This window comes from Noviherbaspirillum massiliense JC206, assembly GCF_000312045.1.
Taxonomy (GTDB): domain Bacteria; phylum Pseudomonadota; class Gammaproteobacteria; order Burkholderiales; family Burkholderiaceae_D; genus Noviherbaspirillum; species Noviherbaspirillum massiliense.
On sequence record NZ_HE978635.1, the window covers coordinates 906,293 to 932,276 of the forward strand.

Here is a 25,984-nt window from a genome sequence, read left to right on the forward strand (position 1 = left end):
AGCGCAGCCTGACCGCATATTCTCGGCGCGGCTGTTGCAGCCATGCCCGCAAAGCCGCGCTGACTGACCTGGATACGAAAGAGACCATCGATGTTTGTGATTCTTCTGAACTATGTGAAGCCCCTTGAAGATATCGACCGCGTGATCGCCCCGCATCGCGCCTTCCTGGAGAGACACTATGCCAGCGGTCATTTCCTGCTGTCGGGGCGGCAGGAGCCGCGCACCGGCGGCGTGATCATCGCCGCGGCGAAGGACAGGGCCGAAGTCGAGGCGATCGTCCGCCAGGATCCGTTTCACGAAGCGGGCGTGGCGGAGTACACGATCGTCGAATTCCTTCCGACCATGGCGGCGGAAGCGCTTTCGGCCTTCAGGGTATCTGCGTAGGACAGAGGGGCATCCTGCGGCGCGGGTGGAGCGCTTACCCGTGCGCCCGCCTCAGGCGTGCAAGCTGCCGCTCCGCCGCCCCGGGATTGGATTCGATGTAGATGCGCCTGACCTCGGGAAACCGGCTGCGGATGTCGCGTTCGATGCGGTTCACTGCCGCCGAGATATCGGCGACGGACGTGCCTTTGCGGAATTCGACGTCGAGCGTCACCAGGATGTTTTCCGGGCCGAAGTACATGGTCAGCGGAAGCGCCGCCGATTCGACGAAGTGGTCCTGCATGGCGATGTCCCGGATCGCGTAAGCCATATCCCGGTCGACGCCTTCCCCGATCAGCAGGCCCTTGCTTTCATAGATCAGCAACACCGCCACGCCGGCCAGCAGGATGCCGATGGCGAGCGATGCGGCGCCGTCGAGGACGGGCATGTTGTAGCGGTGGCTGCAATAGACGCCGATCAGCGCAATCACCAACCCCGCCAGCGCCGCGCTGTCTTCCGCGATCACGGTGAAGGTGCTCGGATCCTTGCTCGCGTGGAGCGACTTCAGGAGCGGCTGCTTGCCCTTTTCCTTCCATGCGGTGCGCATGGCAATCGTGAAGCTGGCGCCTTCGAAAATGATCGCGCTGCCGAGGACGACGTAGTTCCAGAGCGGGTCCTGCATCTCTACCGGGTTCAGCATGTGGATCACGCCCTCATAGGCGGAAATGCCGCCGCCGATGCCGAAGATCAGCACCGCGACCATCAGGCTCCAGAAATACAATTCCTTGCCATAGCCGAAGGGATGTTCCGGATCGGGCTTGCGCTGGCTGCGCTTCATGCCGACCAGGAGCAGCAACCCGTTGCCGGTATCGACGGTGGAATGGACGGCTTCGGACAGCATGGCGGAACTCCCGGTGAGGCCAGCCACGATAAACTTGGTGGTGGCAATTGCCACATTCGCCGCGATCGCGCCATACACTGCAACCTTGGATTCAGCCATGGTGATTTCGTCTTGGTAAGAGGAAAGATGCCGCCAGAGCACTTCCGGAAGCACTACGTCGGACTGCAAAACGGCAACGCGGTTCCTGCGGGCTCGACTGGCGAATGCGCGATGCCCGGGGCGCAAGGGGCGAGGATGGCGCTGCAGCGCTGCCCGGTTTTGCCGCGTTTGAGGCATGCCGGCGGCTGGTCGAATGTTCAGCTTGGTGGTATCATCTGAACCGTATTGCCGGATCAAACGATACTAAAGGTGATGATCATGGTTTCGGTTTCTCCCGAAATTATCGCTGCCGTCATGGCCCTGTCCCCGCTGCCCCATTCGTTTTCGGAGCTGGACGAGATGGTGCGCAAGGGCTTGCCGAAGTCCGCACTGCGCTCTTCCGCCGAACAGGTGGGGCGCACGGCGGAAGAGCGCAAGGCCGTGCTCTATCGCATCGTGCCCGAAGCCACCTACAAGCGGCGGCGCGAGCGCCTGAACCCCGACGAGTCGGAAAAGGCCGAGCGGCTGGCGCGGGTATTCGCCACTGCCCGCCACGTCTGGGATTCCGAGCACGACGCCCGCGAATTCCTGAATACGCCCCATCCCTTGCTGAACGGCAAAACACCGCTCGACGTGTCGATGACCGAGCTCGGTGCCCGGCGCGTGGAAGAGCTGCTCTGGAAGCTGTTTTACGGCCTGCCGGCTTAGAGCCTGGTGCAACAGGCTCTCATGCAGATTTACCGCATTGCCGACGCGCGCCACCCGATCTGGGATGGCACCGGCGCCATGCTCATGGGCGGCAGGTGGAACAGCCCGGGCAAACCCGTCATTTACGGCTCGCTCAGCTTTGCCGGCGCCATGCTGGAAGTGCTGGTACATGCCAGGATCGGAAAAGTGCCACGGACGCATGCCTGTGTCAGCGTCGAGGTGCCGGCTGAGGTATCGGTCGAAAGACTGTCCCCCGAGATGCATCTTGCCGGATGGGACGCCGAACAAGCCACCGTCGCCCGCCAGATCGGCAACCGCTGGATCGACGAACAGCGCAGCGCCATCCTGCTGGTGCGTTCCGTCGTGGCGCGCGAAGAATGGAATGCCATTGTCAACCCGCGCCATCCCGATGCCCTCAAGCTCGTCCCGTCCGCGCCGGCTCCGGTGCAATGGGATGAAAGGCTGTTCTCCGGGCGCGGCTGATACGGGGTCCCGGCGGCTTCCTCAAGCCCGCAAGCCGGCCAGCGCCAGCCCCAGCACTACCAGCAGGACAATCACTCCCGCCACCACCACCCAGCGCCGAATATCGATCCACAATTCCCAGCTCCAGGTCACTGCCTGTCTGTCGAAGCGGCCATGCGCGCCATGGTCGCCCGGCACCGGATGGTAGAGATTGTCCTTGCGGCCCGGTTCGATCGGCTCGTCGCTCTGCTGCCCGTCATAGGCCTGAAAAGCCAGCTTGCGGTCGAGGAAACCGGGGATCACGCGCGTGCCGAGGATGGCTTCCACTGCCGGAAAGCCCACCCACAGCTCGCGCCGCCGGTGGGTGGCGGCCCAGTAAATGCCCCGTGCCGCGACTTCCGGCTGGAAGATCTTCCCGAGCGGCTTGGGCTTGTGCTGCATGCAGGTGCGACCCCAGTCGAATTGCGGCGTGTTGAAGGCCGACAGGTGCACCATGGTCAGATGCACCTGGCTCTTGTCATGGATCAGTTCCGAGCGCAGCGAATCGGTGAAGCCGCGGATCGCGCTTTTCGCGCCGCAATACGGCGCCTGCAGCGGGATCGAGCGGTAGGCCAGGGCCGAGCCGATCTGCACGATGGTGCCATGGTTGCGCGGCTTCATGCGCTTCAGGGCGGCCATCGTGCCCCATACGGTGCCGAGGTAGGTCACGTCGGTGGCACGCCTGAAATCTTCCGGCGCGATCGATTGCAGCGGACAAAAGATGGTGGCCATCGCATCATTGACCCAGACATCGATCGGTCCCCATTCACGCTCCACCTTGTCCGCCGCCGCCTCGACCTGGGCATGGTCCGCGACATCGGTCGGAATCACCAGTGCCTTGCCACCCACACGCTCGACATCGCGGCGCGCGCCGTCCAGTCCATCGAGACCGCGCGCCAGCAGCGCCACATGCCAGCCCTGCCTGCCGAATTCGATGGCGGCGGCGCGCCCCACTCCCGCGGACGAACCCGTGATGACTGCAATTTTTCTTTCCATATCACTTTCCTTGTCCGACTTCGGGCTGCAACTGCTGCGGCGACTGCCAAGGCGCCGGGTACAGCGTGCGGGTGGCATAGTCGCTGCCGCTCAGCACGAACAGGAGCGCGAGCGTGGCAAGCGCGGTCACTGCCAGCAGGCGTACCAGCGCGCGGCTGCTGCGCAGGTGCATGAAGAACAGCGCGATCAGCAGCGCCTTCACCACCGCAATCGCCAGATTGATGATGCTGTTCCAGGCGCCGAGATGCAGGAAGGCGCTGCCGCAGGTCAGCATCAGCAGCACCATCAGGCAGACCCAGACCAGCAGGTAGCGTTTCATTTCCGCCCGCATGCCTTCATCCTCCGGAGCGTCCGACCAGGTACAGGATCGGATACAGGAACACCCAGATCAGGTCGACGAAATGCCAGTACAGTCCAACCAGCTCGATGCGTTCTCCGCTGGCGAAGCGTGTCGCGTTGCGGCCCAGGGCGACGGCGAACACGCCGGTCAGGACGATGCCGGCCGTCAGGTGCAGCGCATGCAGCGCGGTCATGGCGAAATAGAGATAGAAAAAGATTTCCGCTCCGCCCGCCTGCGCGCCCGACAGTGCGAACCGCGGTCCCGGGAACAGGTGTTCGCGCCATTCGATCGCGTATTCGCTGCCCTTGATGACGAGGAAGACGATGCCGAGCGCCGCCGTGATCCATAACAGGCGCGTGGCGGCGCGGGCATTGCCCGCCTTGCGCTGTTCTGCAGCAAGCACCATGAAAAGACTGCTGGTCAGCAGTACCGCGGTATTGATGGTGCCGAGCCAGACTTCGGTATGGCGGCTGGCGTCGGCAAAGCCCTGCGGGAAATGCAGGCGGCCATAGAAATAACCGAAGAACAATGGACCGAAAAACATCAGTTCGGTGCCGAGGAAGATCCAGACGCCGAGCGTGGCCGCCAGCGCCTGCTGCTCGCGGCTGGCGAACTGTTCCGCGATCGGCTGGGCAGCGTCCGGCTTCATTGGGGACGCTCCAGGTCCGGCGCATCCGGCCGGTAGGCATACGGCGCCTCGGTGACGACCGGCGGCTGCGCGAAATTGTGCTTCGGTGGCGGCGAGGAGGTCTGCCATTCCAGCCCGGTCGCCTGCCACGGGTTCGGGCCGGTGCGCTTGCCGTAGAACAGCGACCAGCCGAGATAGACCAGCGGCAGCAGATAGCCCGCGGCGAGAATGGACGCGCCCGCCGAGGACAGCAGGTTGAGCACCTGGAACTCCGGCGGATAGGCATGGTAGCGGCGCGGCATGCCTTCGTAGCCGAGCAGGTATTGCGGGAAAAAGGTCAGGTTGAATCCGAAGAAGATGATCAGTGCGGCCACCCGCCCCCACATTTCCGGATACAGGCGGCCGCTGATCTTCGGCCACCAGAAATGGATGGCGCCGAAATAGGCCATCACCGAGCCGCCGACCATGATGTAGTGGAAGTGCGCAATCACGAAATAGGTGTCGGTCAGGTGCACGTCGAGCGCGAGCGAGGCGAGGTACAGGCCGGTCAGGCCGCCGATGGTGAACAGGCCGACGAAGCCGAGCGCATACAGCATCGGCGCGGAAAAGGTGATCGAGCCCTTGTACAGGGTGGCGGTCCAGTTGAAGACCTTGATCGCGGACGGGATCGCCACCAGGAAGCTGAGCAGCGAAAACACCATGCCGGCATACACCGACTGGCCGCTGACGAACATGTGGTGACCCCAGACCAGGAAGCCGATCACTGCAATGCCGAGGATGGCATAGGCCATGAAGCGGTAGCCGAACACCCGCTTGCGCGCGAAGCAGGGAATGATTTCGCTGGCCACGCCCATCGCCGGCAGGACCATGATATAGACCGCGGGATGGGAATAGAACCAGAACAGGTGCTGGAACAGCACCGGGTCGCCGCCCAGCGCCGGATCGAAGATGCCGACCTGCAGTAGCCTCTCGATGCCGATCAGCACCAGGGTCATCGCCAGCACCGGCGTGGCCAGCACCAGGATCACCGAGGTCGCGTAATTGGCCCAGACGAACAGCGGCAGGCGGAACCACGTCATGCCGGGCGCGCGCAGGGTATGCACGGACACGATGATGTTCAGTCCGGTCATGATGGAAGAAAAGCCGATGATGAACACGCCCACCAGCACCAGGATCACATGGGTGTTGGAAAACATGGTCGAGAACGGCGTGTAGAAGGTCCAGCCGGTATCCACGCCGCCCAGGAGCAGGGCCGCCAGCGTGAACAGGCCGCCGAGCACATACACATACCAGCTCGCCAGGTTCAGGCGCGGGAATGCCAGGTCGCGCGCGCCGATCATCAGCGGCACCAGGAAGTTGCCGAACACCGAAGGAATGGACGGAATGAGGAACAGCCAGACCATGATCACGCCATGGGCGGTGAACAGCTTGTTGTAGGTATCGGCCGTGACCAGGTCGCCCTGCGGCGTGGCCAGTTCCAGCCGGATCAGGGTCGCCGCCGCGCCGCCGATGAAAAAGAAGGCAGTGATCGCCACCATGTAGAGCACGCCGATGCGCTTGTGGTCATGCGTGGTCAGCCAGGAGCGCAGGGAAAAGCCCTCGGCCAGATAGCTGCGCGGCGCGGCGTCGGCAGTCCTGCTGATGGCATCGGCGGTCGTCATGGCCGGGTTCCTCGGATGTATTCGATGATGGCGAGCAAATCCTCTTCGCTGACCTGGCCTGCGAAGGAAGGCATGATGGGTTCATAGCCGGCCACCACATCCTTCTTCGGCAGCAGGACGGAATCGCGGATGTAGTTTTCATCGGCGATCAGGCTGCGCCCGTCCTGCAGGTGCACGGTGCGGCCGAGCAGGCCGTTCAGGTCCGGCGCATGTACCGAAGAACCGGCGGCATGGCAGCCGCTGCAGCCATAGCTTCGGAACAGTTCGAAGCCGCGCTGCGCGATGCCCGGCTGGCTGTTCCCCTGCTGCAGCCAGCTGGCGAATTCTGCCGGCTGCATCACCACGATGCGCCCGCGCATCATCGCATGGTCGGTGCCGCAGTATTCGGCACAGAACAGATGGAATTCGCCGGCCTCGGTCGGCGTGAACCAGATCGAGGTATAGCGGCCGGGCACTACATCCTGCTTGATGCGAAAAGCCGGCACGTAAAAGCTGTGGATCACATCCTGCGAGGTCATCACCAGGCGCACCGGCTGACCGAGCGGCACATGCAATTCGCTGATCTCGCGCTTGCCGTTGGTGTGTTCGAGTTTCCACATCCATTGCTTGGCCACCACGAATACCGGCATCGCATCCTGGGGAATGCGGAACAGGCGCGAATAATCGAAGGCGGCCCAGGCGTAAATGCACAGGAACAGCAGCAGCGGCGTCAGCGTCCAGGTCGCTTCCACCCACAGCTTGCGCGCCGGCGCATGGCTGCGGTCGGCCGGCGATCCGCGCCTGTAGCGCACCGAGAAGATGACGATCATCAGGGTGACGCCGAGCGCCACCGTGCCGGTGAGCAGCAGCAGCGCCAGCATCAGCGTATCGGAACGCGCGGCGAATTCCGAGGCGCGTTCCGGCAGGAGGTGGAAGGCTTCGTTCATTGCCGGCCTCCCGCATGGGCGGGAAGATGAATGAGGGCGACGCGCATTGATGCATTCGTCCTCCACCCTGAAGCAGCTTCCCCAAGCTTGAAAGAAGATCGAAGTAGGGTGCGCCATGGGCACCATGCAATTCCGGTGCGCATGGCGCACCCTACTTCCCTTTGTGCGTCCTGCAAGGAGAGCACACCACTCATCTGCGCCCCCTCCATACACGCTGCCGCCACACCCAGCCCGCCATCAGCAGCAACACCGCTATGCAGACGATGCGCACCGCCGTCATCGCGGCGAAGCTGTAACGGCCAGTCGCCGGATCGTAATGCGCGCACAGCAACAGCAGGCGCTGCACCGGCGAGCCGATGCGGCCCGACGATGCCTGGTCCAGCGCGCGCCGCACCTCGCCCGGGTCAAAGCGCACGCCGAGGAAATAGCGCGCCACCCTGCCCTGCGGCGTGACGATGACGAAGCCGGCGGGATGGGCATACTGCTGCTGGCCGGCGTCATAGGCATGGCGAAAGCCGACCGCGGCGGTGAGCCGCGCCACTTCCTGCGCGCTGCCGGTCAGCAGATGGGTGTCGGCGATCTGGCTCCCGAACAGGCTGGCATACGCAGCCTTCTTGCGCGCCGCCACTTCGGCAGTCTCATGCGGATCGATGCTGACGCCAACCAGCCGGTACGCCTGCGGCGGCAGGCCGGCCAGCGCGAGCGATTGCAGCACGCCTTCGAACACGGTGCTGCACAGGTTCGGGCAATGGTAATAGCCGAGCACCAGCACCACCGGGCGCGCGCCGAACAGGTCGCCCAGCAGCACCGGGCGCCCATCGTCATCAACAAAACGTGATTGCAAGGGCAGCGCAGCATCGAGCTGCTGCAGGAATTCGGTCTGCGGCGGTGCGGGCAGCGCACGCGCCTGTGCATGAGCCGCACCGGCCATCAGCCACAAGACCAGAAGCCATGCTGCCTTCATTGCTGCCGCTCCTGCGCAGCCTTTTCCTGCGGCGCTTCGGGAACGTTCCGGCGCACACCGCGCTGCGCCATCAATTCCATCGCCCGCTGGATCGGGATGCGCGCGATGCCGGCCTGGCGGTCGACCCATGCATAACTGTTCAAGCGCTTTTCCTTTTCGGCGAAATAGGCTTCGCGCGCAGGCTGGGGCGCGCTGTCCAGCACCGGCTTTTCCACCTTGAAATCGAATGCGGCATTCGGGCCGTCATAGGAACCCGCCGGCCGCCACTGGCTCCAGATCCCGTACGCAATCGCGCAGGCAACGGCAATCATCGCCGCCAGCGCCACGCCGATCCAGATGATGGCGCGCACATGGATGTCATCCTTTTGCACGGCTTCAGGCATGGGCCTGCCCCCTTTCCGCCACGGCCACCAGTTCCCGGTAAGGCGTCAGCAGCAGGACGATGCCGCCCAGCGCAATCGTGGCCAGCGGCGCCGCCCACAGCCAGTCGAGGCCGACAGTCCGGACCGAGGGCAGCACCAGCCACCAGGCATCGATCAGGTGCACCGTCAGCATGCCGATCGCGAGGCTGCCGAGCAAACGCGCCGACCGCTTGGCATTGCGCGACAGCAGGATCAGCAAGGGCGCGGCGAAATGGAACAGCACCAGGATCCAGGCCACCACCAGCCAGCCGTTTTTCATGCGCGGCAAATACCAGGCGATTTCATGCGGCAGATTTTCCGCCCAGATGATCAGGAATTGCACGAAGGCGAGATAGGCCCAGGTCAGCACATACATCAGCATCAGATTGCCGAGGTCACGCAGGATAGCCGCACTGGCGGGTGCAGCCGGGCGCGTCACCAGCACGATGGCGAGCGCCATGCCGGCCAGCATCTGCCCGGTACCCGCGAGCCAGCCGAACACGCTGGAATACCAGGCGGGCAATAGCGACATGATCCAGTCGACCGCCGCCAGGCTCATGCTGAGGCCATAGGCGATCAGCGCAAAGGCGGAAAACGCCCTGGAGCGGCGCAAGCCCGGGCGCTGACTCAGGTATGCGAGCGCAACCCAGATCAGCAGATACACGATGCTGCGCGCGATGAAAAAGGTCGGCATCAGCCAGGCATTCTTGAAGGCCGGTGCGGAATAGTCATTGGTCCAGCGCGCCATGCCCTGCCCCGCATGGGCCGCCCAGGGATAGAGTTCGTTCATGCCCAGCAACACCGGCAGGAACAGCAGCGCTGCGATCCAGCTTGTTCTCGACATGTGCAGCAGCGGCGAACGGATTGCTTCACCCCAGGCGCCGCCGGTGAGGTTGTGCAGCCAGATATTGGCGAGCCCGCCCATCAGCAGGCCGATCCAGAACCACCAGGCGGCAAGATAGGCGGCGAGCATGGCGCCGGGCTTATACAGCCCACCGAGCACGCACAGCAGCACGGCCACCCCGGTCGCGACAAGGATTACTTTGCGCTCCTTCATCGCTTGCCCTCCTCGGGAGCATTCCACAATTCAATCCGGGCCGAGCGCGGCAGGCTCGCAGCCTCCGCATGCTGGCTCAGTTGCAGGGCGCGGATATACGCGACGATGGCCCAGCGGTCCGGCGGCTCGACCCGGTCGCCATAGGAATACATGATGCCGTAGCCATTGCTGATGACATCGAAGAAGTGGCGATCAGGCGCCTGGCGCAGCCGGTCGATGTGATAGGAAGGCGGATGCGGGAAGCCGCGCCGCGCCACCAGGCCATCGCCGTCGCCCACCGGGCTGTGGCAGGGCAGGCAATAGATCGAATAGCGTTCCTGGCCGCGCCTGAGCAACTGCATGTCGACCGGATAGGGAATGCTTTGCGCGGCCAGTGCCTGGCGGTTGCGTTCCACCACGTCGGCGCCGACCCGTCCGCTCGAGGTGCCGGCAAACTGCCCCTGCGCATTCGGCAGGCTGCCTTCCGGCAGCGGCCGCGAGGAATTGCCGTCGCTGAACATGCCGCTCGGGCGGAACGGCTTGTACTTCGGCTGGTCGTACATGTCCTGCTTCGCCTTTTCACAGCCGGTCACCAGCAACAGGCCGGCAAGGAGGATGGGCCAGGGCTTCATGATGCGTTCACCTCCCGGATCATCAGCGGCTGCAGCTCTTCCAGGAAGCGCCGGCTGCGCGCTTCATCGAACACGATGTCGCTCGCCGGCAGGAACAGGAAGAAGCGGTTGCGCGTGGCAAGGTCGAAATCCGGCACGTCGAACAGCGGATGGTGCAGACGCGGCAAGCCGTTCAGGGCCAGCATGCCGAACACGGCGGCCAGCGCAGCGCCGAGGATGGTGATTTCGAAAGTCGCCGGCAGGAAGGATGGCCAGCTGTGGAAGGGCCGGCCGCCGACATTGATGGGGTAATCGACGACCGCCGAATACCATTGCAGGAAATAGGTGCCGGCGCCGCCGATGATCCCGCCCAGGAGCGTGATGAAAGCCACGTGGTTGCGGCGGAAACCGACGGCCTGGTCCAGCCCTTCCACCGGGAAGGGCGCATACGCTTCATGCCGCTCGTAGCCTTCGTAGCGTGCCTTCGTCGCAGCCGCAAGCAGCGCGTCGGCCGTGGGGAATTCCGCCAGCAATCCATACAGGGACGCGCTCATTGCCGTCCTCCATGGCGCGGCGATTTCTCCGCTTCACTTTCCGCACTTTCCTTCACCAGCTCGCGCATTTCCGCAATCGAGATCGCCGGCAGGAAGCGCACGAACATCAGGAACAGCCAGACGAACATCGCGATGGAACTCAGCAGATGTACCCAGTCCCAGAACGAGGGATAGAACATGCCCCAGGCCGACGGCATGAAGTCGCGGTGCAGGCTGGAGACGACGATCAGGAAGCGCTCCATCCACATGCCGACATTCACCACCAGGCTGATGAGGAAGAGCGCCAGGATGCTGTGCCGCACGCGCTGCCACCAGAGGAGTTGCGGCACCAGAATATTGCAGGTCAGCATGGACCAATAGACCGGCGCATACGGCCCGACCCAGCGGTTGATGGTCATGTATTGCTCGAATTCGTCGCCGCTGTAGAAAGCGGTGAAGATTTCCGAGGCATAGCCATAGCCCACCATCCAGCAGGTCGCGAGCAGCACCTTGGCGGCATTGGCGAGATGGCGGCGGGTGATGAAATCTTCCAGTCCGAAGAAATGGCGCAGCGGGATCGCGAGCGTCAGCACCATGGCGAAGCCGGAAAACAGCGCGCCGGCCACGAAATACGGCGGGAAGATGGTCGAGTGATAGCCGGGCGTATTGCCGACGGCGAAGTCGAGCGAGACGATGGTGTGCACCGATACCACCAGCGGCGTCGCCAGTCCCGCCAGCAGCAGGTAGGCGGTTTCATAGCGCGCCCAGTGGCGCGCCTCGGCGCGCCAGCCGAGCGCCAGCAGACCGTAGATGAATTGCTTGCGGCGCTGCACCGGCGCCGTGCCGGCACGGTCGCGCAGGGTGGCGAGGTCGGGAATCAGGCCGACATACCAGAACAGCAGCGACACCAGCAGATAGGTGCTGATCGCGAAGAAGTCCCAGACCAGCGGGCTGCGCCATTGCGGCCAGACGTTCATCACGCTCGGATAGGGCACCAGCCAGTAAAAGAACCAGGGCCGGCCGAGGTGCAGGATGGGGAAGATGCCGGCGATGCCGGCGGCGAACAGCGTCATTGCTTCGGCGAAGCGGTTGATCGAGGTGCGCCATTTCTGGCGCAGCAGCAGCAGGATGGCCGAGATGAAGGTGCCGGCATGGCCGATGCCGATCCACCAGACGAAGTTGCCGATGGCGAAGCCCCAGGCGACCGGAATGTCGACGCCCCAGATGCCCACACCTTTGGCAAACAGGTAGGCCGTCGCGCCGAGGAAGATCAGCACGCCGACAAAGGTGAACAAGAAGGCCGTCATCCACGGCCAGTGCACCGGCCGCGTCAATACCAGGTCGGCGATCTTGTCGGATACGCTGGCATAGCCCCAGCCGGCGCGCAGCACGCCGATGTCCTTGGACACGGGAGGCTGGCGCGATGCGGGTTCCATGCTCACTCCAGTTCCGTATCGGCGTTGATCACGCGCGCCGCATAGGTGGTGCGCGGGCGCGTGTTGAGCTCGGCCAGCAGCGCGTAATCCAGCGGCGACGTCTTGACGCGGTTGACCTTGCTGTCGGAATCGTTCAGGTCGCCGAAGGTGATCGCTTCGGTCGGGCACACCGCCTGGCAGGCGGTGACGACTTCGCCATCCTGGATGCGCCGGCCGAGCTTTTCCGCTTCCATCCGGGCGCGGGCGACGCGCTGCAGGCAGTAGCTGCATTTCTCCATCACGCCGCGCCGGCGTACCGTCACTTCCGGGTTCTGGAGTGCCTTCAGGCTGTCGACATCGGTGTTCGAATACTGCAGGAAATTGAAGCGGCGCACCTTGTAGGGACAGTTGTTGGAACAAAAGCGGGTGCCGACGCAGCGGTTGTAGACCTGCACATTCAAGCCTTCGCTGTCATGCACGGTTGCGCCCACCGGGCAGACTTCCTCGCAGGGCGCCTTTTCGCAATGCATGCAGGGTACCGGCTGGAACACGGTGCGCGGCCGCTCCGCCTTGCCGAGGTAATAGCGGTCGACCCGGATCCAGTGCATTTCACGCCCGCGGATCACTTCTTCCTTGCCGACCACCGGGATATTGTTTTCCGCCTGGCAGGCGATGGTGCAGGCATTGCAGCCGATGCAGGTATTCAGGTCGATCGCCATGCCCCACTTGTAATCCTCGTAGGGCACCACCTGCGGGTAGAGAGATTCTTCCGGCACCCGCTGGCGCTTGAGTTCAGTGGCGAAGCGCGGATGGCGCCGGTATTCCTCCAGGGTCGCCATCCGCACCAGGTCGCGGCCTTCCATGCGCGCATGGTTCTGCGTGGTGGCGAAGGCATGACGGGTCCTGGTCTTTTCCAGCTGCAGCACTCCCCTGCCCTGCATCGCGGCCAGCGTCCGCAGGCGGTAGGCATCGAAACCGACGCGGTTGCCGACCCGCCCTGCCGCCGTGCGGCCATAGCCGAGCGGCAGCGTTACGGCATCGTCCGCATGCCCGGGCAGCACCCATACCGGCGCATGCAGCGCGATGGCCGGCCGATCCTTCAGGCTCAGGCGCACCACATCGCCGGTATCCACGCCGAGCTTGCGCGCGGTAGCGGGACTGAGCAGCGCCGCATTGTCCCAGGTGAGCTTGGACAGCGGCCGCGGCAATTCCTGCAGCCAGGCGTTGTTGGCGAATTCGCCGTCGCCGGCAGAGGGATCGGCCGCAAACAGCGGCGCCAGGCCTTCGTTGCGCAATGCAGGCGGCTGGATCGCCTGTGCCGGTCGCAGCTTGAGCGGCACGCCCGCACTGTTTTCCACCAGGCCACTGCGCAGGCTGGCTTCCCAGAAGTTGTTGAAGTCGCCACTGGACTGCTGCTGCCACGTGCGGCGCACCAGGGCGCGGCCATTCCTTTCGGTATCGATGCCGAGCAGGGCAAGCAATTCATGCGCGGAGCGCCCGGCATACAGCGGCGCGATCACCGGTTGCAGGATGGTAGCCGTGCCGTCATGGGCGCGCGCATCGCTCCATTGCTCGTAAAGATGCGTCTGCGGCAGGTGCCAGGTGGTGCGCCTGCCGGTCTCGTCACGGTAGAGCCCGAGATGCACCGAGAACGGCACTTTGCTGAGCGCATCGGCGAAATCCAGGTCGGCCGGCGCGTTGTAGACCGGATTGGCGTCGAGGATGAACAGGCTGTCCACCCGGCCGGCGCGCATGTCGGCGACGAGCTGCGCGATCGACTCGGCATGGCTGACGGCCAGGGCTTCGACCGGCGCAATCTGCAAGGCAGTGGTGCCGGCGTTGCCGAGATGCGCATTCATCAGATGCACCAGCGCCCGGGTCTGCGGCGACAGGCTGGCGCCTGCCGCGATCAATCCGGCGCCGCGGTGCGCATTCAATTCCTTCGCGAGGTCCTCTTCCCATTTGCCCAGATCCGCAGCCGGCGCCGTTCCTGCTGTCTCGCCCGGAATACCGAGGCGGCCGGCAAGCCGCCAGGCGAAGCGCTCGATCTCCGCCGGCGGCAAGGCGAGCCGGCTGTCGGCATAGGCGCCGGTAATGGTGGGCGTCGATTCGAGCGCGATCATGCGGTTGAAGAAATTGCGCGTTTCGCTCTTGCGCGCATGAGTGAAATCGCGCGCATGGCGTACGGCGCCTGGCCAGTCGCCGAACACGTCCGCGTCCAGGCACAGCACGCGGGCCGCGCGGCTGAAGTCGAACACGGTGTGCGCGGGCTGACCGAACGCCAGGCGCGCCGCTGGCAGCGCGCCGTCATCATGCAGTGGATCCCAGGCATGCCAGCGTGCTTCCGGATAGCGCTTGAGCAGCGCCGTCAGTTGCGCCGCCAGAGTCGGTGAGGTAATGGTGCCGGTGAGGATGCGCAAGCCGGCGCCGCGATTTTTGTCCAGCGCCGGCCGCCTTGCCTGCAGCGCGGTCTCGAATGCCTGCCAGGTAGCCAGCACAGTCTTGTTGTACACCGCCTGCGAGCGGTCCGGGTCCCAGAGCTGAAGGATGGAAGCCTGCGCGAAGACGTCGCTGGCACCGAGGCTGGACGGATGATGCGGATTGCCTTCCACCTTGGTGGGCCGGCCCATGTTGCTTTCAACCAGCACCCCGCTCGCATAACCGCGGCGCACGAAGGCAGTGGCATAAAACAAGGGCTGGCCGAGCACCATGTTCTCCGGCATCTGCACATAGGGCACGATGGTTTCTCCCGGCGGGCCGCTGCAGGCGCCGCTGGCCAGTGCCATCGAGGCTGCCATGATCTTCAGGAAGGTACGGCGCTCCATGCTGTCCGGCGCCATGCCGGCGTGTCCGCCGTCCGCGTCGCCATGCGATGCAGGATGATGGGGCACGAGCGGGAACCTCGGATAATCACGCATGGTCAGCGGTGGCAGGTGGAACAATCGGTCAGCCGCCGCGTGTCCTGCAAGTGGTAGAGGCGGTCGAGCTGGCGGATTTCCTCGTCGGACAGGGGCTTCTGGTTCGTCATGAGATAGACCTGGCTCAGGGGCCGCACATGCTGGGGCGCGCTGCGATGGCATTGCAGGCACCACTGCATCTCGAGCGATGCGGTGCGCCAGGTCAGCGGCATCTGGTCCACCCTTCCATGGCATTCGATGCAGGCCACGCCCTTGTTGACATGGATGCTGTGGTCGAAGTACACGAAATCCGGCAAGTCATGCACACGGTTCCAGCGGATCGGCATGCCGGTGCGGGCGCTTTCGTGCAGGGGCGCGAGTTCCGGCGAATCGCGAAACAGCTGGGAATGGCAGGTCAGGCAGATCTGGCTGGAGGGCAGCCCGGCAAACGAAGATTTCTCCACCGAGACATGGCAGTAGCGGCAGTCGATGCCGTCGTCGCCCACATGGTGCTTGTGGCTGAAGCGGATCGGCTGCTCGATCGCCTGCAGCGGCGTATGTTCCGGGGCCATGCGCCATCGCGCGATCATGATGGCGGCAAACAGCAGGATGACGAGGCCGATCAGCGTCAGCTTGATGACAAGCACCGTCGGCTGGCTGAATGGTTGCGACATAGCTGTCGGTCTATCCTGTTCGTGTCCCGCTGCACCTCGAATCGAGAGCGCATCGAACGAGAAGTTCCCGCCATGCCGCCGGCCATCTGCCGCAGCACAAGGCTGCGAGCTACATCATGAAGGGCAGCGGCTGCATGGCGTGCGACTCGTCGACCATGTCGATCACTTCCAGCAGCGCTTGCAGCCCCTGGTCCAGGCGCTGCAAGGCATCCTCGTCCAGCCTCGACAAGGCTTCCACCAGCAAGCCGCGTGCCGGGATGGGTGCCTGGGCGAGCAAGGCCTGCCCGCTGGCCGAGAGCGTGACTGTCACCACCCGCTGATCCGCCGCATCGCGTGCCTTGACGATATGGCCGGCCTTCTCCAGGGTATCGAGCAGGTTGCTGGCAGTGGTCTGGTGGATGGCGAGCTTCGCAGCCAGTTCGCCCACGCGCAGGCCCGGGGCGTCCCCAAGTTCACGCATCATCCAAAGCTGGGCGCCGCTCACGCCGCATTGCTTCTCAATCCATGAGGAATGCCTTTGCGCAGCACGAATCACGATGCGCAGATTCCTCAGCACATCAAGACGGGACGGTGTTGCGGCACCGACGACCTTGGCGCCTTGATTCGATCCCGTTTTCAAACCCGCGGATTTTCTTGTCACTGCGGACGCTCCATTACCCATTGTTCTCCACTTTATAATTGATTCAATATATTTGGAGCAAATACAGCTTGAGCCGGCTCAAAGGCCGGCAAGGTTGGAACATTCTGAACAGGAACAAGACCAGCCGGAACCGTGCGGACAGTGCCGCACGGCTAACTGGTATGACGAAGCCGCCGGCCTTACTTGACCACCACGCTCCCCTTCATCGTCGGATGCAGGGTGCAAACATAGGGAAACGTGCCTTTCCTGGCAGCCTTGAATGTCCATCCCTGGTCCGGCGCGATCTCCCCGGAATCGAAGCTGCGGTCTTGTGCCGTGACCGTGTGCGGAAACGGATCGCGGTTTTTCCAGGTGATGGTGTCGCCGGCCCTGACTTCAATGACCTGCGGCGAAAACTGCATGGCTTCGATGACGACAGTGTGTTGCTGCGCCACCGCAGGGCTGGCGGCGATGCCGAGCAGAAGCAGCATTGCCGGCAAGGTCATGCGGACCGCCTTCCCTCCACGCGACGCAATCAAGGCAGGCATGGTCTCACCCTATTTCATCGATTTTTCGATCATCTTGGCATGCTGCAAATGATCAGCAATGACAGGGCGGGTCTTGGTCAGCAGATCCTTCAGCTCGGCATTTTTCGCATTCGGCAGCAGGGTCTGGTCGATCGCATCCAGCACCGTCTGGTGATAGGTCACTTCATTCTGGACATAAGCCTTGTCGAAGTCTTTTCCCTTCAGGCCTTTCAGCTTGTCGATGTTGGCCTTTCCCGCCTTCTTCAGGCTCTTGCTGGTGTCGCTGTCTTCCGGCTTCAGGTCCAGTTTCTTGGCGAGCGCACTCGCCTGCTTGTTGGAGCCGGTATGGTCGGTCACCATGCGTTTGGCGAAATCCTTGACTTCCTTGCTCTGCGCCTTCGATTCGGCCATCTTGCCGGCGTCGATGTCCACCGTGTTGGCGGCGACCACGATGCCTGCGATCTGGGCATCATTCGGCGTGCCGGACTGGGCGAATGCCGTCGCGGCAAGCAATGCAAACAAGCCCGGGATCCATCCTAGGGAAAACTTTTTCATGGCCAAGCTCCTTCTCTGAAGCAGGATCAACAAACATTGCCGCGCCGCAGGCGGCACGGTACCGAGGCAGACTGGCTTGCCGCCGCCGGAGGCAGCTTCATGAAAGAAATTGCTTCGCACAAGGCGTGCGGGCGGGTACAGCCGGTTTCCTTGTGAATTAGATGAAGATGCGGCGGCGTCCGTTCCTGCATTTCAGCGCGCAGGCTGCGCCGCCGTCTTTCTTTTCAATATCTCGGCGCGCAAGCTTTCGAACTGCTGGCGGGTCCCGCTCTCAATGATGGCGGGGCCGATGCCCGGCGGCACCCAAACGGCCGGCACCGATTCACTGTGATAGAAAATGCGCGTGCCTCCGCCTTCCTCGACCAGCCGGGTGTCTGCATCGCCTTTTCTCAGGCTTCCGCCTACGGCGCGCGAACGGATTTCCTCATACGGCTTCAGTTCGATTTCCCGCACCGACTCGAAAGGAAACGACAGCAGGCCATAGGACACCTTGCCATGCTGCTCGAGCCGCAGGACATTGCCGTTTCTTTGGGTGACCTTGCTGGAAGTAAGCCGCGGGAAGAACTCGGCCATGTGGTCGTAATCGGTAAGCACGTCCCAGGCGTCGCGCTGGCTCGCCTCCACCAGCATGCTGACATCCACGATCACCTCGCCGCGCGACTTCCTTACCTGGACGGCAAGACTTCGTTCCGTATCCTCAACTGGCTTGGGGAGAATGGGTGTGGCAGCCAGCAAGGTTGCCGCGAACAGCAAGGCATGGTGAAAACTGGGCATGGGATATCCGGCATCAGCCAGGAGCGGTTCAGCTCTAAGCTAGCGAGCTCTGGCGCGACCGCCCCGAAACAGGAATAGGACGCAGCGCCGATTGAAGCGGTTCCTCACAGAAGCGCAGAAGGTATCAGCGCGCAGCGCACCGCCTTTCCTGAAATTAACGTCGTCCTGCATGGTCAAAGTATCCGTAAGGACGGGAACGGTAAGCCATTGCCGAAATCAGGCAGAACATGCGACACGCAAGGATGAGTGACGTGGACAACAAAGGGAAGAGCGCGCAGGCAAGATTCAGGCTATTCAATGCCCGGGAATTGGTGCCGGTCATCCTGCTGATCCTCTCTTTGGTAGTGACCTACCGCCTATGGGATGCCGCCCGGCAAAATGCGGAACAGGCATTGCTGGCCGAGTTCGATTCGCGTGTACGCGAATTGAACGGGCTGATTTACGAAAGGATGCAGACTTACGAACAGGTGCTGCGCGGCGCCGTCGGCTTCTTTTCAGGATCAAGGACCGTGGATGCCGGGGAATTCGGCGCCTATGTCGGGGCGTTGAAGCTTGGGGAATACTATCCGGGCATCCAGGGTATCGGCTTCGGCAAATTCATTACATCCGCGCAAAAGGAAAAGCTTGTTCTCGCCATGCGCCGCGAAGGCTTCCCCGATTACACCATCACCCCGGCGGGAGAGCGCGCCGTCTACGCGCCGGTCAGCTACATCCAGCCTTTCTCCGCACGCAATCAGCGGGCAATCGGCCATGACATGTATTCGGACCCGGAGTCGCGGGAAGCCATGGACCTGGCGCGGGACACCGGCGAAGCCGCGATTACCAACAAGCTGACGCTTCGGCAGGAGAATGGAGCCGATGTGCAACCCGGCTTCCTGATGTTTCTGCCGGTGTACCGCAACGACCTGCCGCACGATACGATCGAGGCGCGTCGCGCCAATCTGCTCGGCTGGGTATATGCCCCCTTCCGCATGAATGACCTGATGCTCGCCCTGCACGGCGAACCCCGGCGCGACCTCGACATCGAGATCTACGATCGTGCCAATCTGACGGATGCCGCGCGCATGTACGACACGATTACCGAAGTCGATGCGCCGCGCGCAAAAACGAAACTCAGGCGCCAGGATTTGATCGATGTGGCCAGTCATCGCTGGCTGGTGGTAACGGCTGCCCAACCCGCCTTCGAACAGCAATGGGGCGGCGGCGACCGGGCAGCGCTGATCCTGCGCGGCGGGATCAGCATCAGCCTGCTGCTGGCCCTGCTGGTGTGGGTTTTCCTCGACGACCGGGCGCGCGCCATCGAGGCAGCCAACCAGGCGATGCAGCTTGCCTTGTACGACACCCTGACCGGTCTGCCCAATCGCAAGCTGATCAGCGAACGCCTGACCCAGGTGCTTGCCCTGGCCCGACGCGACCAGACCCAGGCGGCGCTGCTGTTCATCGACCTCGACAAGTTCAAGCCGGTCAACGATGAATACGGACACGCGATCGGCGACCTGCTGCTCAAGGAAGTGGGAAGCCGGCTGCAACGATGCATGCGGGCCTCGGACACGGCAGCCCGGCTGGGCGGCGATGAATTCGTCGCCCTGCTGCCGGAAATCGAAGGCCGGCACGGCGCCGAGGTCGCTGCAGAGAAAATCCTGCACGCCCTGACCACGCCCTTCCACATCGCGGGACATACTCTGGACATCGCCGGCAGCATCGGCATTGCGCTCTACCCCGAGCATGGCGCCGACCAGGCGGCGCTGATCAAGAGCGCCGACCAGGCGATGTATGCTGCCAAGCATGCCGGCCGCTGCACCATACGCTTCGCCCAGGCGTGACATGCTCACGCCACGGCGGCATCCTCGCCTTCGCTGGGCTCCGGCATCCCAGCTCCCGTCAAGGGCCGGATATCGAGGATCTTCACGAACTGCACGTTCCCGAACGGCAGTTCCACTTCGACGATGCTGCGCAGCTTCCTGCCGATCAATGCCATGGCGATCGGCGCGAGTATCGAGACATGGGCCAGCGTCTGATTCGCATCCTGGGGACAGACGATCGTGACGGTATGCTGGTCGTCCGGACCGATCTTGCAATACGTGACTTCCGAATACAGCGAGACGCAATCCTTTCTGCGCACATTCTCCGGAAGCAGCATCGAACCCGAAATCAATTCGATCAGCTTTTCCCCGGCATTGACCTTGACATCCCTGAGGCGCAACAGCTCTTCCGCGAGCCTGCTCAGCGTGGCAGCATCGTTCTGGGTGAGGTAACGTTCGATTTTCATGGCAAAAGCACTCCACTGCCGCATCCTCCCGGAAGCAGCCTGTAAATGGAAACAAGGTGTCAGGCGCAGGGTAGCGCCGGCACCGCGATCAAGCTGGGAAAGTGGAAGCTCGGAGAGTGCTGGTCGGAATCCGGTCCCCTGGATTCCCCGTGGCGCTCGCCGAGCCTAGGAGAGGCAGGCGAGGTCTCGGGTGGACGTCTGGATGCGAGGCGTACCGGAAGCCGGATACGCGCGCGAAGAAGCACACTGAGGACGGAAAGAATCGGGCGAAACGAGCGGATGCACGCATCCCCTGCCTGAAACGGCATGCAAGCGATTCGACAGGAAGATTGTCTTGTTCACTCGGATGAAAGGGATGGGGTGGATGACCTGGACCGAGTATAGCGGTTTAGCAGGTTTCGTCAACCGGGCTGGTCAAGCCTGGAGACCGCAAGGTGGCGGCCACGCTGTGACCGGAGGCGAAAGGCCGTAAAATTGCGGATGGAAGTCATTGTCTGCGTCGTCTGCCTGTGTATCACCGAAAGTCCCCTGCGGCTTGTCCGCCATCTCCTCCCCCCGACAAGAGGCAAGAAAGCTCCGCTGTCTTGCGGCAGGCGCGTGCATCCACCCAAATCACTATCTGCACACCTTCATCATGAAATCATTCCTCGCCAAGTTGCTCCTCGCTTTCACTCCTGTCCTTGCTGTGCTTTCTCCTTCGGCCGCGGCTGCCGATACCTGGCCGACGAAGCCCATCCGCTTCATCGTTCCTTATCCACCGGGCGGTCCGCTCGATGCCGTCGCGCGCATGCTGGCCGACAAGATGAAGGATGGCCTGGGCCAGGCCGTCATCGTGGAAAACAAGCCCGGCGCAGGCGGCAACATCGGCGTCGCCGCGGCAGCCCGGTCCGCGCCCGATGGCTACACGCTGGTCATGGGAGCAGTCGCAACCCATGCGATCAATCCCACGCTCTTCCCGAAGCTGCAGTATGACCCGGTCAAGGACTTTGCCCCGGTATCCCTGGTCGCGAATGTGCCGAATGTACTCGTGCTCAATCCCAATGCCGCTTCGAAGCTGCATATCGCCACGCTGCCCGACCTGATCGAGTATGCGAAAAAGAATCCGGGCAAGCTGAATTACGCCTCCGGCGGCAACGGCAGCGCCGGCCATCTCGCGGGCGAGCTGTTCAAGATGATGGCCAAGGTGAACATCGTCCACATCCCCTATAACGGCGCGGCACCTGCGCAGCTTGGATTGCTGGCAGGCGAAACGGATCTCATGTTCGACAACCTGGCATCGGCGTCGGCCAATATCCAGGCCGGCAAGCTCAAGCCGCTGGCAGTCACCACCGCCAGGCGCGCAGCGGCCCTGCCCGAGCTGCCGACGATGACCGAAGCCGGCGCCAAGTATGGCCTGAGCGGCTTCGACATCAACACCTGGTTCGGCGTGCTGGTCCCGGCGGGCACGCCCGCGCCCATCGTCGCGCGCCTCAACGGCGAAGTCGTGCGGGCCTTGCGCATGCCTGACATCAAGGACAAGATGGCACACTTGGGCGCCGAGCCTTCCCCGACGACGCCTGAACAGTTTGCAAGCTTGATCCGGACTGATCTGAAAAAATATGCAGCGGTGGTGAAGGCCTCGGGCGCGAAGGTGGATTGACAATCCTTGTGGCGAGGCGCCCGGTGGTGCACGGGTGCCTTGCCTGCAGTGCCGGCCCGAACGCTTTCCTCCCTTCAGGAGCTGCCGTCCAATTCCATTGCAGCGGCGATACTCGACACGCCACTTCAACTACAAGCGCTGCACGAAGCCTGTTACCCGGTCCGCCTGAAGGAGCACGGCATCACCCTGCCCGCGCAACCGGCTGCCCCGCGTGTCGGAAAATTTGCCACTTCGTCCCGATCCCGTAGTCTGCGCAAAGCCAAGTCCTTGATATCAAACAAAGGTCTGCGGCTGGATCGCTTATTGCTTATCCGTGCTCCCGCATATTTTTAATCAACAGGGAGAACATCATGATAAGCAAGAAAGTCCTGGCAATCGCGCTGGTCGCATTGTCAGGGGCAGCCAACGCCGCCACCTTCCACTTCACCGGCAACATCGCCAACCATAACGACGTCATCAGGACGACCTTCACGCTCGACTCCGATGCCACGAACGTCCGCGTGTGGACCGATTCGTTCCTTTCCGGCACCAACTTCGATCCGATCACCGCCTTGTGGAACGCAACCACGGGCGAACTGATCGACGAAAATGATGACGATGGCAGCATCGATCCCTCGCAGACCTACTATGACTCCGGCTTCAACATTGCGTCACTCGCTGCCGGCACCTATTTCTTTACCGTGGCCACGTATCGCAATTTCGCCAGTGGCGACAATATTGCAGACGGCTTTGTCTATGACAACGACGCCCCCATCGCACTGAGCAACTGGTGCCAGCCAGCCAATGGTTGCAACATGGGGACTTACTGGAGCGTCTGGCTCGATGGCGTATCGAGCGCAAGCAATCCGGACGATCCCGGACAGGTGCCGGAACCGGCGAGCCTGGCGCTGCTCGGCCTGGGCCTGGCCGGACTTGTGCGGTCCCGGAAGCAGAAGCAGGCTGTCTGATGCTTGTGTGATCGCGTCAGGCAAAAAACAAGTCCCCGGTCTTCGGGGACTTGTCATGCGGGGAAATGGGCAGCGTTGCGCCGCATTCTCCTGCCCGGATTCCTGGCAGGATGATCGTTATGCAGGACGCTCGTGCATCATGATCGAATAGATTTCCGCCACTCTTTCCACGGAAATGCCGTTCCTCTGCTCCATGGCGAGAGGATGGTCGGTTGGCTCCAGTTCGATGTAAGGCCGGAGGCCATCGTCACGCAGTTGCACCATCGTCTTCAGGCTCACCGTATCCGGATATGGCTTGATCCAGGCGTTGAGCCAGCCGGAGAAAGGGCCGATATGCGAACGATGCCTGGGCTCGTAGCAGGCCTTCCAGGTCGCAAAGCTTTGCTCGCTCAATGACACCCACACACCCCGCGACAAAGGCTCGTCTTCGCCGTGAACCGGTATCTCGATGCAGCCGCGCACGAAAAACATTTCCCCATCGATGACGCATTCATCCGTTCCGAGGCGAACCCTTTTCTTGCGCTCCTCGGCTGGCACACGGAAATAGCTCAAGGGCACATCGGCGCCGAATGAGGGCATGCCGCAGTGAACCTCGCCGCATGAACTGCATTTGAATTCAAAACGGACCGCAGCATGGGATCAGCCACCCGTGACGCCGAGCTGGCGCAACTGCGATGCGGAATCGCGCGCGCCCCAGCGGCGCTTGATCCGGCCTTCGCGGATTTCAAAGAACTCCATCGCGACGAGCTCATACGATTTCCCGGTAGGCTGATGCCCGAAGGCCGGAGCCTTGAAGGTGCCGGTTTCCGTGTAGCGCGCCGCGACGATATTCTCTTCCGCGACCAGCTCTTCGACCCGCAGCTGCATGCCATAACCCTCGATAAGCTGGCGCCATACCGGTTCGATCCGCTCGAACAATCCCTTGCCCATGACGCCCTGGATCTCGGCGTCGTCATGCAGGAGGCTGCGCAAAGCCTGCAGGTCGCCACGGTTGAATGCCTCCACATAGCGCATGACAACGGCTTTGTTCTGTTCTTCGAGGGTCATTTTGTCTCTCTATTTGGACTGCAGCCTAACGGGTTGAACACCCGGCACTGAAGCTGCCAGATTCATCGATAAGGTAACCGGCCAATTGCAGCAAGCAATCAGTAACTCGTGTCGAATCGAATGTCAACCATGTTTCACCAATCCCTCGTCATGTGCGAATCGCTCCAGCTTCGCATCCAGCGAATCCGGGTCGGCACAAAATCTCGAATCCAGGAGATCAAGCGCTTGGGGATTTCCCATCCTCCTGAGGCGCAACCATCGTTGCGACCGTTCCGCTGGTACGTCGTCGTCACCAAAGACAACCGCCCTTGATGCCCGCAGCAAGGCAAGAGACTCTTTCGAGCCGATGCGCATCAGTCCCGCCTCTGCGTACTCGTAGTAATCGGCCGAAGAATTATGAAAGTACTGCTCAAACCCGCCGTTGTATACCTCACCGACCAGGACGCGAACGGAAAAGTATTGTTTTTCGGCTGCGGACAGCGCCTCGAATCCCCCGGGCTGGTTGTAGACCCTGTCCACAAGCTCCTTCCACAGCGCCCTGAACGGGCAAGTCCGATCCCGCTCACGATCCTGTGCATAATGCTCCTCCGCCGCCTCGATGCTTTTGCGCCTACCGCTTTTGCACGGCATGCAAACACCACCATTTCGTGCCACGGTGCTGACCAGGATCATCGCGCCGCAATCTTTGCACTTTAGCTTTGTTTCCATGGCTGCGTTTTCAATGCTTGATACTGAGCTAACAAGGGGCGGGCCTTCCTGCCATCCCTACCGATTAGTCCCTTGGACTTCGGGGGGAGTCCATATATGACACGTTAGATCAGAATGAAGTCTGAAGAGATGATTATTCCGATTGATAAACTGGCGTGCTAACTATTTCAGTTTCTATCCACTAGAGCACGAATGGATTGTTCTGTAAATGCCGTTTATCTTTGCGGTAAAAAATCATACGAACTGCGGAAATCAATAAATATATTGCTAGACCTAGCAATCCCGATGCAAATAACAATGGCTTAGCTTCTATCCCTGAGTAATGAGTGATCTGTCTGTAAATAATCATACTAGCCAAGGCCATTGTGCCAAGACCAAACACGAGAGCCGTGAGCCCAATAAAAGGGGTAAGCGCACGTAACAGCCTTATGCGTGGTTCGTTCGTACTTTTAATCTCATTATGCATGCCTGCTGTTAGCTTTCTAACGTTTTAATTGGTCGTCGGCAAAGCTTTCTTGGTCCAATGGAATGTTAAACGGCATAGCCACTGACCTCCGGTGCGCCCCATGCCAGCACACTTACACAATCATCTGTCCCCGTTATCAAATATTCCTTGATAGCTTTAATGTCTCCACGAACGAAGCCAGTTCGCTGTGCTTCCAGATCAAACCATCCGCCTTGCTTAACGTGGAAAATCCAATCATCTTTTTTACCGCAGACTTCCCAAAATTCAAGCAAATCCCCTTCGTCTAGGACACGGAATCCAGCAATCTCGGAAAATGTAACCGTAACTGCGGCAGTCCCGTCTAGCGCATTTACGTTGATCGTCAAACGACCGCCAGCATATTGGATGGCGGTTACCTCATGGGCTCCGGAAAATTGGATGCCAGTTTCAACTTTGTCCGCGAGTACGCTCATCTGCTTCACTGCCGTTTAACGCTTAAGTTAAACGTTGCCAAGGCCATTTTTCTTAATTCCATCTAACTTCCCAATAGCAGTGTCTATTGCAGAAGTCGTGGGCAAATCTTCGTTTGCGTAGTCGTCCCTTATTCCAATCATATCCAGAATAACGGAACGTGTGACGCCGTACTTTTGAGCCATATGCAACGCACAGGACCGCACATGAGATACTCGGTGTGCCAAGAGTTTCGACTGGTCCAATGATTGGCGCCGATGCGCTGAATATGACATTCGAGTCTATGACGTTTAACTTCTAACTAGATAGAAAAATTTAAACATAATCTGGTATTTCGCCGTATAACAAGCGCA

General features: G+C 61.8%; 28 protein-coding genes and 1 pseudogene. 6 read left to right on the forward strand and 23 right to left on the reverse strand.

Features of this window, described 5'->3' with window-relative positions; genetic code table 11:
* The first annotated feature begins 90 nt into the window (after positions 1-90).
* The gene (locus tag HGHM_RS19705) at positions 91-384 is read left to right on the forward strand and encodes a YciI family protein (RefSeq protein ID WP_019143301.1); all 294 of its coding nucleotides are present in this window, start codon (positions 91-93) and stop codon (positions 382-384) included.
* Between the two features lie 34 nt (positions 385-418).
* Here HGHM_RS19705 and HGHM_RS19710 read toward each other — a convergent pair whose 3' ends face one another.
* Entirely contained in the window at positions 419-1,360 is a 942-nt protein-coding gene (locus tag HGHM_RS19710; protein ID WP_034349453.1) for a cation diffusion facilitator family transporter, read from the reverse strand.
* A gap of 258 nt (positions 1,361-1,618) precedes the next feature.
* On the opposite strand from HGHM_RS19710, the gene HGHM_RS19715 reads away from it, so the two are divergent.
* Positions 1,619-2,047 (forward strand): antitoxin Xre/MbcA/ParS toxin-binding domain-containing protein, encoded by a 429-nt coding sequence (locus tag HGHM_RS19715; protein ID WP_026076223.1) that lies wholly within the window; start codon positions 1,619-1,621, stop codon positions 2,045-2,047.
* Between the two features lie 21 nt (positions 2,048-2,068).
* Positions 2,069-2,530 (forward strand): RES family NAD+ phosphorylase, encoded by a 462-nt coding sequence (locus HGHM_RS19720; protein ID WP_019143304.1) that lies wholly within the window; start codon positions 2,069-2,071, stop codon positions 2,528-2,530.
* 21 nt (positions 2,531-2,551) lie between these two features.
* Here the strand turns inward: HGHM_RS19720 and HGHM_RS19725 are convergent, their stop codons facing one another.
* The 17 genes from HGHM_RS19725 to HGHM_RS19805 form a co-directional block, all read right to left on the reverse strand.
* Entirely contained in the window at positions 2,552-3,544 is a 993-nt protein-coding gene (locus HGHM_RS19725; protein WP_019143305.1) for an SDR family oxidoreductase, read from the reverse strand.
* 1 nt (position 3,545) lies between these two features.
* Entirely contained in the window at positions 3,546-3,863 is a 318-nt protein-coding gene (locus HGHM_RS19730; RefSeq protein ID WP_245549314.1) for a cytochrome C oxidase subunit IV family protein, read from the reverse strand.
* 16 nt (positions 3,864-3,879) lie between these two features.
* Complete coding sequence (locus HGHM_RS19735; protein ID WP_019143307.1) at positions 3,880-4,533, reverse strand: cytochrome c oxidase subunit 3; 654 nt, start codon at positions 4,531-4,533, stop codon at positions 3,880-3,882.
* On the reverse strand, positions 4,530-6,173 hold the full coding sequence (gene ctaD, locus HGHM_RS19740; protein ID WP_019143308.1) for a cytochrome c oxidase subunit I: 1,644 nt from the start codon (positions 6,171-6,173) through the stop codon (positions 4,530-4,532). Before ctaD ends, HGHM_RS19735 begins: the two co-directional genes overlap by 4 nt.
* On the reverse strand, positions 6,170-7,099 hold the full coding sequence (coxB, locus tag HGHM_RS19745; protein WP_019143309.1) for a cytochrome c oxidase subunit II: 930 nt from the start codon (positions 7,097-7,099) through the stop codon (positions 6,170-6,172). The genes ctaD and coxB overlap by 4 nt, the downstream gene beginning before the upstream one ends.
* A 190-nt stretch (positions 7,100-7,289) precedes the next feature.
* Positions 7,290-8,063, reverse strand: a complete 774-nt coding sequence (locus HGHM_RS22050) for an SCO family protein (protein ID WP_019143310.1) — start codon at positions 8,061-8,063, stop codon at positions 7,290-7,292.
* The gene (locus HGHM_RS22510; protein WP_019143311.1) at positions 8,060-8,446 is read right to left on the reverse strand and encodes a hypothetical protein; all 387 of its coding nucleotides are present in this window, start codon (positions 8,444-8,446) and stop codon (positions 8,060-8,062) included. Before HGHM_RS22510 ends, HGHM_RS22050 begins: the two co-directional genes overlap by 4 nt.
* Positions 8,439-9,521: a hypothetical protein gene (locus tag HGHM_RS19760; protein WP_019143312.1), complete on the reverse strand. Its 1,083-nt coding sequence runs from the start codon at positions 9,519-9,521 to the stop codon at positions 8,439-8,441. The genes HGHM_RS22510 and HGHM_RS19760 overlap by 8 nt, the downstream gene beginning before the upstream one ends.
* Positions 9,518-10,132: a c-type cytochrome gene (locus tag HGHM_RS19765; RefSeq protein ID WP_019143313.1), complete on the reverse strand. Its 615-nt coding sequence runs from the start codon at positions 10,130-10,132 to the stop codon at positions 9,518-9,520. Before HGHM_RS19765 ends, HGHM_RS19760 begins: the two co-directional genes overlap by 4 nt.
* Positions 10,129-10,665, reverse strand: a complete 537-nt coding sequence (locus HGHM_RS19770) for a DUF3341 domain-containing protein (RefSeq protein WP_019143314.1) — start codon at positions 10,663-10,665, stop codon at positions 10,129-10,131. The genes HGHM_RS19765 and HGHM_RS19770 overlap by 4 nt, the downstream gene beginning before the upstream one ends.
* Complete coding sequence (nrfD, locus tag HGHM_RS19775) at positions 10,662-12,080, reverse strand: NrfD/PsrC family molybdoenzyme membrane anchor subunit (protein ID WP_019143315.1); 1,419 nt, start codon at positions 12,078-12,080, stop codon at positions 10,662-10,664. The genes HGHM_RS19770 and nrfD overlap by 4 nt, the downstream gene beginning before the upstream one ends.
* 2 nt (positions 12,081-12,082) lie before the next feature.
* Positions 12,083-14,950: a 4Fe-4S dicluster domain-containing protein gene (locus HGHM_RS19780; protein ID WP_245549316.1), complete on the reverse strand. Its 2,868-nt coding sequence runs from the start codon at positions 14,948-14,950 to the stop codon at positions 12,083-12,085.
* Positions 14,951-14,979: 29 nt separating this feature from the next.
* On the reverse strand, positions 14,980-15,630 hold the full coding sequence (locus HGHM_RS19785) for a cytochrome c3 family protein (protein WP_019143317.1): 651 nt from the start codon (positions 15,628-15,630) through the stop codon (positions 14,980-14,982).
* Positions 15,631-15,739: 109 nt separating this feature from the next.
* Positions 15,740-16,249: a MarR family winged helix-turn-helix transcriptional regulator gene (locus tag HGHM_RS19790; RefSeq protein WP_019143318.1), complete on the reverse strand. Its 510-nt coding sequence runs from the start codon at positions 16,247-16,249 to the stop codon at positions 15,740-15,742.
* Between the two features lie 200 nt (positions 16,250-16,449).
* Positions 16,450-16,755, reverse strand: a complete 306-nt coding sequence (locus tag HGHM_RS19795) for a cupredoxin domain-containing protein (protein ID WP_034349460.1) — start codon at positions 16,753-16,755, stop codon at positions 16,450-16,452.
* A 51-nt stretch (positions 16,756-16,806) separates the two neighbouring features.
* Complete coding sequence (locus tag HGHM_RS19800) at positions 16,807-17,331, reverse strand: DUF4142 domain-containing protein (protein ID WP_026076226.1); 525 nt, start codon at positions 17,329-17,331, stop codon at positions 16,807-16,809.
* Positions 17,332-17,523: 192 nt separating this feature from the next.
* The gene (locus tag HGHM_RS19805; RefSeq protein WP_019143321.1) at positions 17,524-18,105 is read right to left on the reverse strand and encodes an SRPBCC family protein; all 582 of its coding nucleotides are present in this window, start codon (positions 18,103-18,105) and stop codon (positions 17,524-17,526) included.
* Between the two features lie 242 nt (positions 18,106-18,347).
* On the opposite strand from HGHM_RS19805, the gene HGHM_RS23565 reads away from it, so the two are divergent.
* Positions 18,348-19,928, forward strand: coding sequence for a CHASE domain-containing protein (locus tag HGHM_RS23565; RefSeq protein ID WP_019143322.1), 1,581 nt, complete (start codon positions 18,348-18,350; stop codon positions 19,926-19,928).
* A gap of 5 nt (positions 19,929-19,933) precedes the next feature.
* On the opposite strand, the gene HGHM_RS19815 is transcribed toward HGHM_RS23565, so the two are convergent.
* Positions 19,934-20,374: a GreA/GreB family elongation factor gene (locus tag HGHM_RS19815; RefSeq protein ID WP_019143323.1), complete on the reverse strand. Its 441-nt coding sequence runs from the start codon at positions 20,372-20,374 to the stop codon at positions 19,934-19,936.
* 634 nt (positions 20,375-21,008) lie between these two features.
* Between HGHM_RS19815 and HGHM_RS19820 the strand changes: the two genes are divergently transcribed.
* Together HGHM_RS19820 and HGHM_RS23795 are read left to right on the forward strand one after the other, a co-directional pair.
* A complete protein-coding gene (locus tag HGHM_RS19820; RefSeq protein WP_019143324.1) occupies positions 21,009-22,013 on the forward strand; it encodes a Bug family tripartite tricarboxylate transporter substrate binding protein in 1,005 nt (334 codons plus the stop codon).
* 350 nt (positions 22,014-22,363) lie between these two features.
* Positions 22,364-22,960, forward strand: coding sequence for a DVUA0089 family protein (locus HGHM_RS23795; protein ID WP_019143325.1), 597 nt, complete (start codon positions 22,364-22,366; stop codon positions 22,958-22,960).
* A 117-nt stretch (positions 22,961-23,077) separates the two neighbouring features.
* Here the strand turns inward: HGHM_RS23795 and HGHM_RS19830 are convergent.
* The 4 genes and pseudogenes from HGHM_RS19830 to HGHM_RS22065 form a co-directional block, all read right to left on the reverse strand.
* Positions 23,078-23,560: pseudogene (locus HGHM_RS19830) on the reverse strand (DUF2199 domain-containing protein); the annotation flags it as partial.
* Positions 23,561-23,599: 39 nt separating this feature from the next.
* Positions 23,600-24,007 (reverse strand): ester cyclase, encoded by a 408-nt coding sequence (locus HGHM_RS19835; protein WP_019143327.1) that lies wholly within the window; start codon positions 24,005-24,007, stop codon positions 23,600-23,602.
* A gap of 123 nt (positions 24,008-24,130) precedes the next feature.
* Positions 24,131-24,715 (reverse strand): DMP19 family protein, encoded by a 585-nt coding sequence (locus HGHM_RS19840; RefSeq protein WP_019143328.1) that lies wholly within the window; start codon positions 24,713-24,715, stop codon positions 24,131-24,133.
* A gap of 531 nt (positions 24,716-25,246) precedes the next feature.
* Positions 25,247-25,633, reverse strand: a complete 387-nt coding sequence (locus tag HGHM_RS22065) for a hypothetical protein (protein WP_019143329.1) — start codon at positions 25,631-25,633, stop codon at positions 25,247-25,249.
* Positions 25,634-25,984: the final 351 nt, after the last annotated feature.

What these genes read in the sequence shown, in the direction of transcription:
- HGHM_RS19805 (WP_019143321.1), bottom strand. Translation starts at nt 18,105, where the DNA reads ATGCCCAGTTTTCACCATGCCTTGCTGTTCGCGGCAACCTTGCTGGCT.
- HGHM_RS19840 (WP_019143328.1), bottom strand. Translation starts at nt 24,715, where the DNA reads ATGGAAACAAAGCTAAAGTGCAAAGATTGCGGCGCGATGATCCTGGTC.
- HGHM_RS19720 (WP_019143304.1), top strand. Translation starts at nt 2,069, where the DNA reads ATGCAGATTTACCGCATTGCCGACGCGCGCCACCCGATCTGGGATGGC.
- HGHM_RS19735 (WP_019143307.1), bottom strand. Translation starts at nt 4,533, where the DNA reads ATGAAGCCGGACGCTGCCCAGCCGATCGCGGAACAGTTCGCCAGCCGC.
- HGHM_RS19725 (WP_019143305.1), bottom strand. Translation starts at nt 3,544, where the DNA reads ATGGAAAGAAAAATTGCAGTCATCACGGGTTCGTCCGCGGGAGTGGGG.
- HGHM_RS19770 (WP_019143314.1), bottom strand. Translation starts at nt 10,665, where the DNA reads ATGAGCGCGTCCCTGTATGGATTGCTGGCGGAATTCCCCACGGCCGAC.
- HGHM_RS19705 (WP_019143301.1), top strand. Translation starts at nt 91, where the DNA reads ATGTTTGTGATTCTTCTGAACTATGTGAAGCCCCTTGAAGATATCGAC.
- coxB (WP_019143309.1), bottom strand. Translation starts at nt 7,099, where the DNA reads ATGAACGAAGCCTTCCACCTCCTGCCGGAACGCGCCTCGGAATTCGCC.
- HGHM_RS19815 (WP_019143323.1), bottom strand. Translation starts at nt 20,374, where the DNA reads ATGAAAATCGAACGTTACCTCACCCAGAACGATGCTGCCACGCTGAGC.
- HGHM_RS23795 (WP_019143325.1), top strand. Translation starts at nt 22,364, where the DNA reads ATGATAAGCAAGAAAGTCCTGGCAATCGCGCTGGTCGCATTGTCAGGG.
- HGHM_RS19765 (WP_019143313.1), bottom strand. Translation starts at nt 10,132, where the DNA reads ATGAAGCCCTGGCCCATCCTCCTTGCCGGCCTGTTGCTGGTGACCGGC.
- HGHM_RS19820 (WP_019143324.1), top strand. Translation starts at nt 21,009, where the DNA reads ATGAAATCATTCCTCGCCAAGTTGCTCCTCGCTTTCACTCCTGTCCTT.
- HGHM_RS19785 (WP_019143317.1), bottom strand. Translation starts at nt 15,630, where the DNA reads ATGTCGCAACCATTCAGCCAGCCGACGGTGCTTGTCATCAAGCTGACG.
- nrfD (WP_019143315.1), bottom strand. Translation starts at nt 12,080, where the DNA reads ATGGAACCCGCATCGCGCCAGCCTCCCGTGTCCAAGGACATCGGCGTG.
- HGHM_RS23565 (WP_019143322.1), top strand. Translation starts at nt 18,348, where the DNA reads ATGAGTGACGTGGACAACAAAGGGAAGAGCGCGCAGGCAAGATTCAGG.
- HGHM_RS22510 (WP_019143311.1), bottom strand. Translation starts at nt 8,446, where the DNA reads ATGCCTGAAGCCGTGCAAAAGGATGACATCCATGTGCGCGCCATCATC.
- HGHM_RS19760 (WP_019143312.1), bottom strand. Translation starts at nt 9,521, where the DNA reads ATGAAGGAGCGCAAAGTAATCCTTGTCGCGACCGGGGTGGCCGTGCTG.
- HGHM_RS19795 (WP_034349460.1), bottom strand. Translation starts at nt 16,755, where the DNA reads ATGACCTTGCCGGCAATGCTGCTTCTGCTCGGCATCGCCGCCAGCCCT.
- HGHM_RS19730 (WP_245549314.1), bottom strand. Translation starts at nt 3,863, where the DNA reads ATGAAACGCTACCTGCTGGTCTGGGTCTGCCTGATGGTGCTGCTGATG.
- HGHM_RS19715 (WP_026076223.1), top strand. Translation starts at nt 1,619, where the DNA reads ATGGTTTCGGTTTCTCCCGAAATTATCGCTGCCGTCATGGCCCTGTCC.
- HGHM_RS19835 (WP_019143327.1), bottom strand. Translation starts at nt 24,007, where the DNA reads ATGACCCTCGAAGAACAGAACAAAGCCGTTGTCATGCGCTATGTGGAG.
- HGHM_RS22065 (WP_019143329.1), bottom strand. Translation starts at nt 25,633, where the DNA reads ATGAGCGTACTCGCGGACAAAGTTGAAACTGGCATCCAATTTTCCGGA.
- ctaD (WP_019143308.1), bottom strand. Translation starts at nt 6,173, where the DNA reads ATGACGACCGCCGATGCCATCAGCAGGACTGCCGACGCCGCGCCGCGC.
- HGHM_RS22050 (WP_019143310.1), bottom strand. Translation starts at nt 8,063, where the DNA reads ATGAAGGCAGCATGGCTTCTGGTCTTGTGGCTGATGGCCGGTGCGGCT.
- HGHM_RS19800 (WP_026076226.1), bottom strand. Translation starts at nt 17,331, where the DNA reads ATGAAAAAGTTTTCCCTAGGATGGATCCCGGGCTTGTTTGCATTGCTT.
- HGHM_RS19710 (WP_034349453.1), bottom strand. Translation starts at nt 1,360, where the DNA reads ATGGCTGAATCCAAGGTTGCAGTGTATGGCGCGATCGCGGCGAATGTG.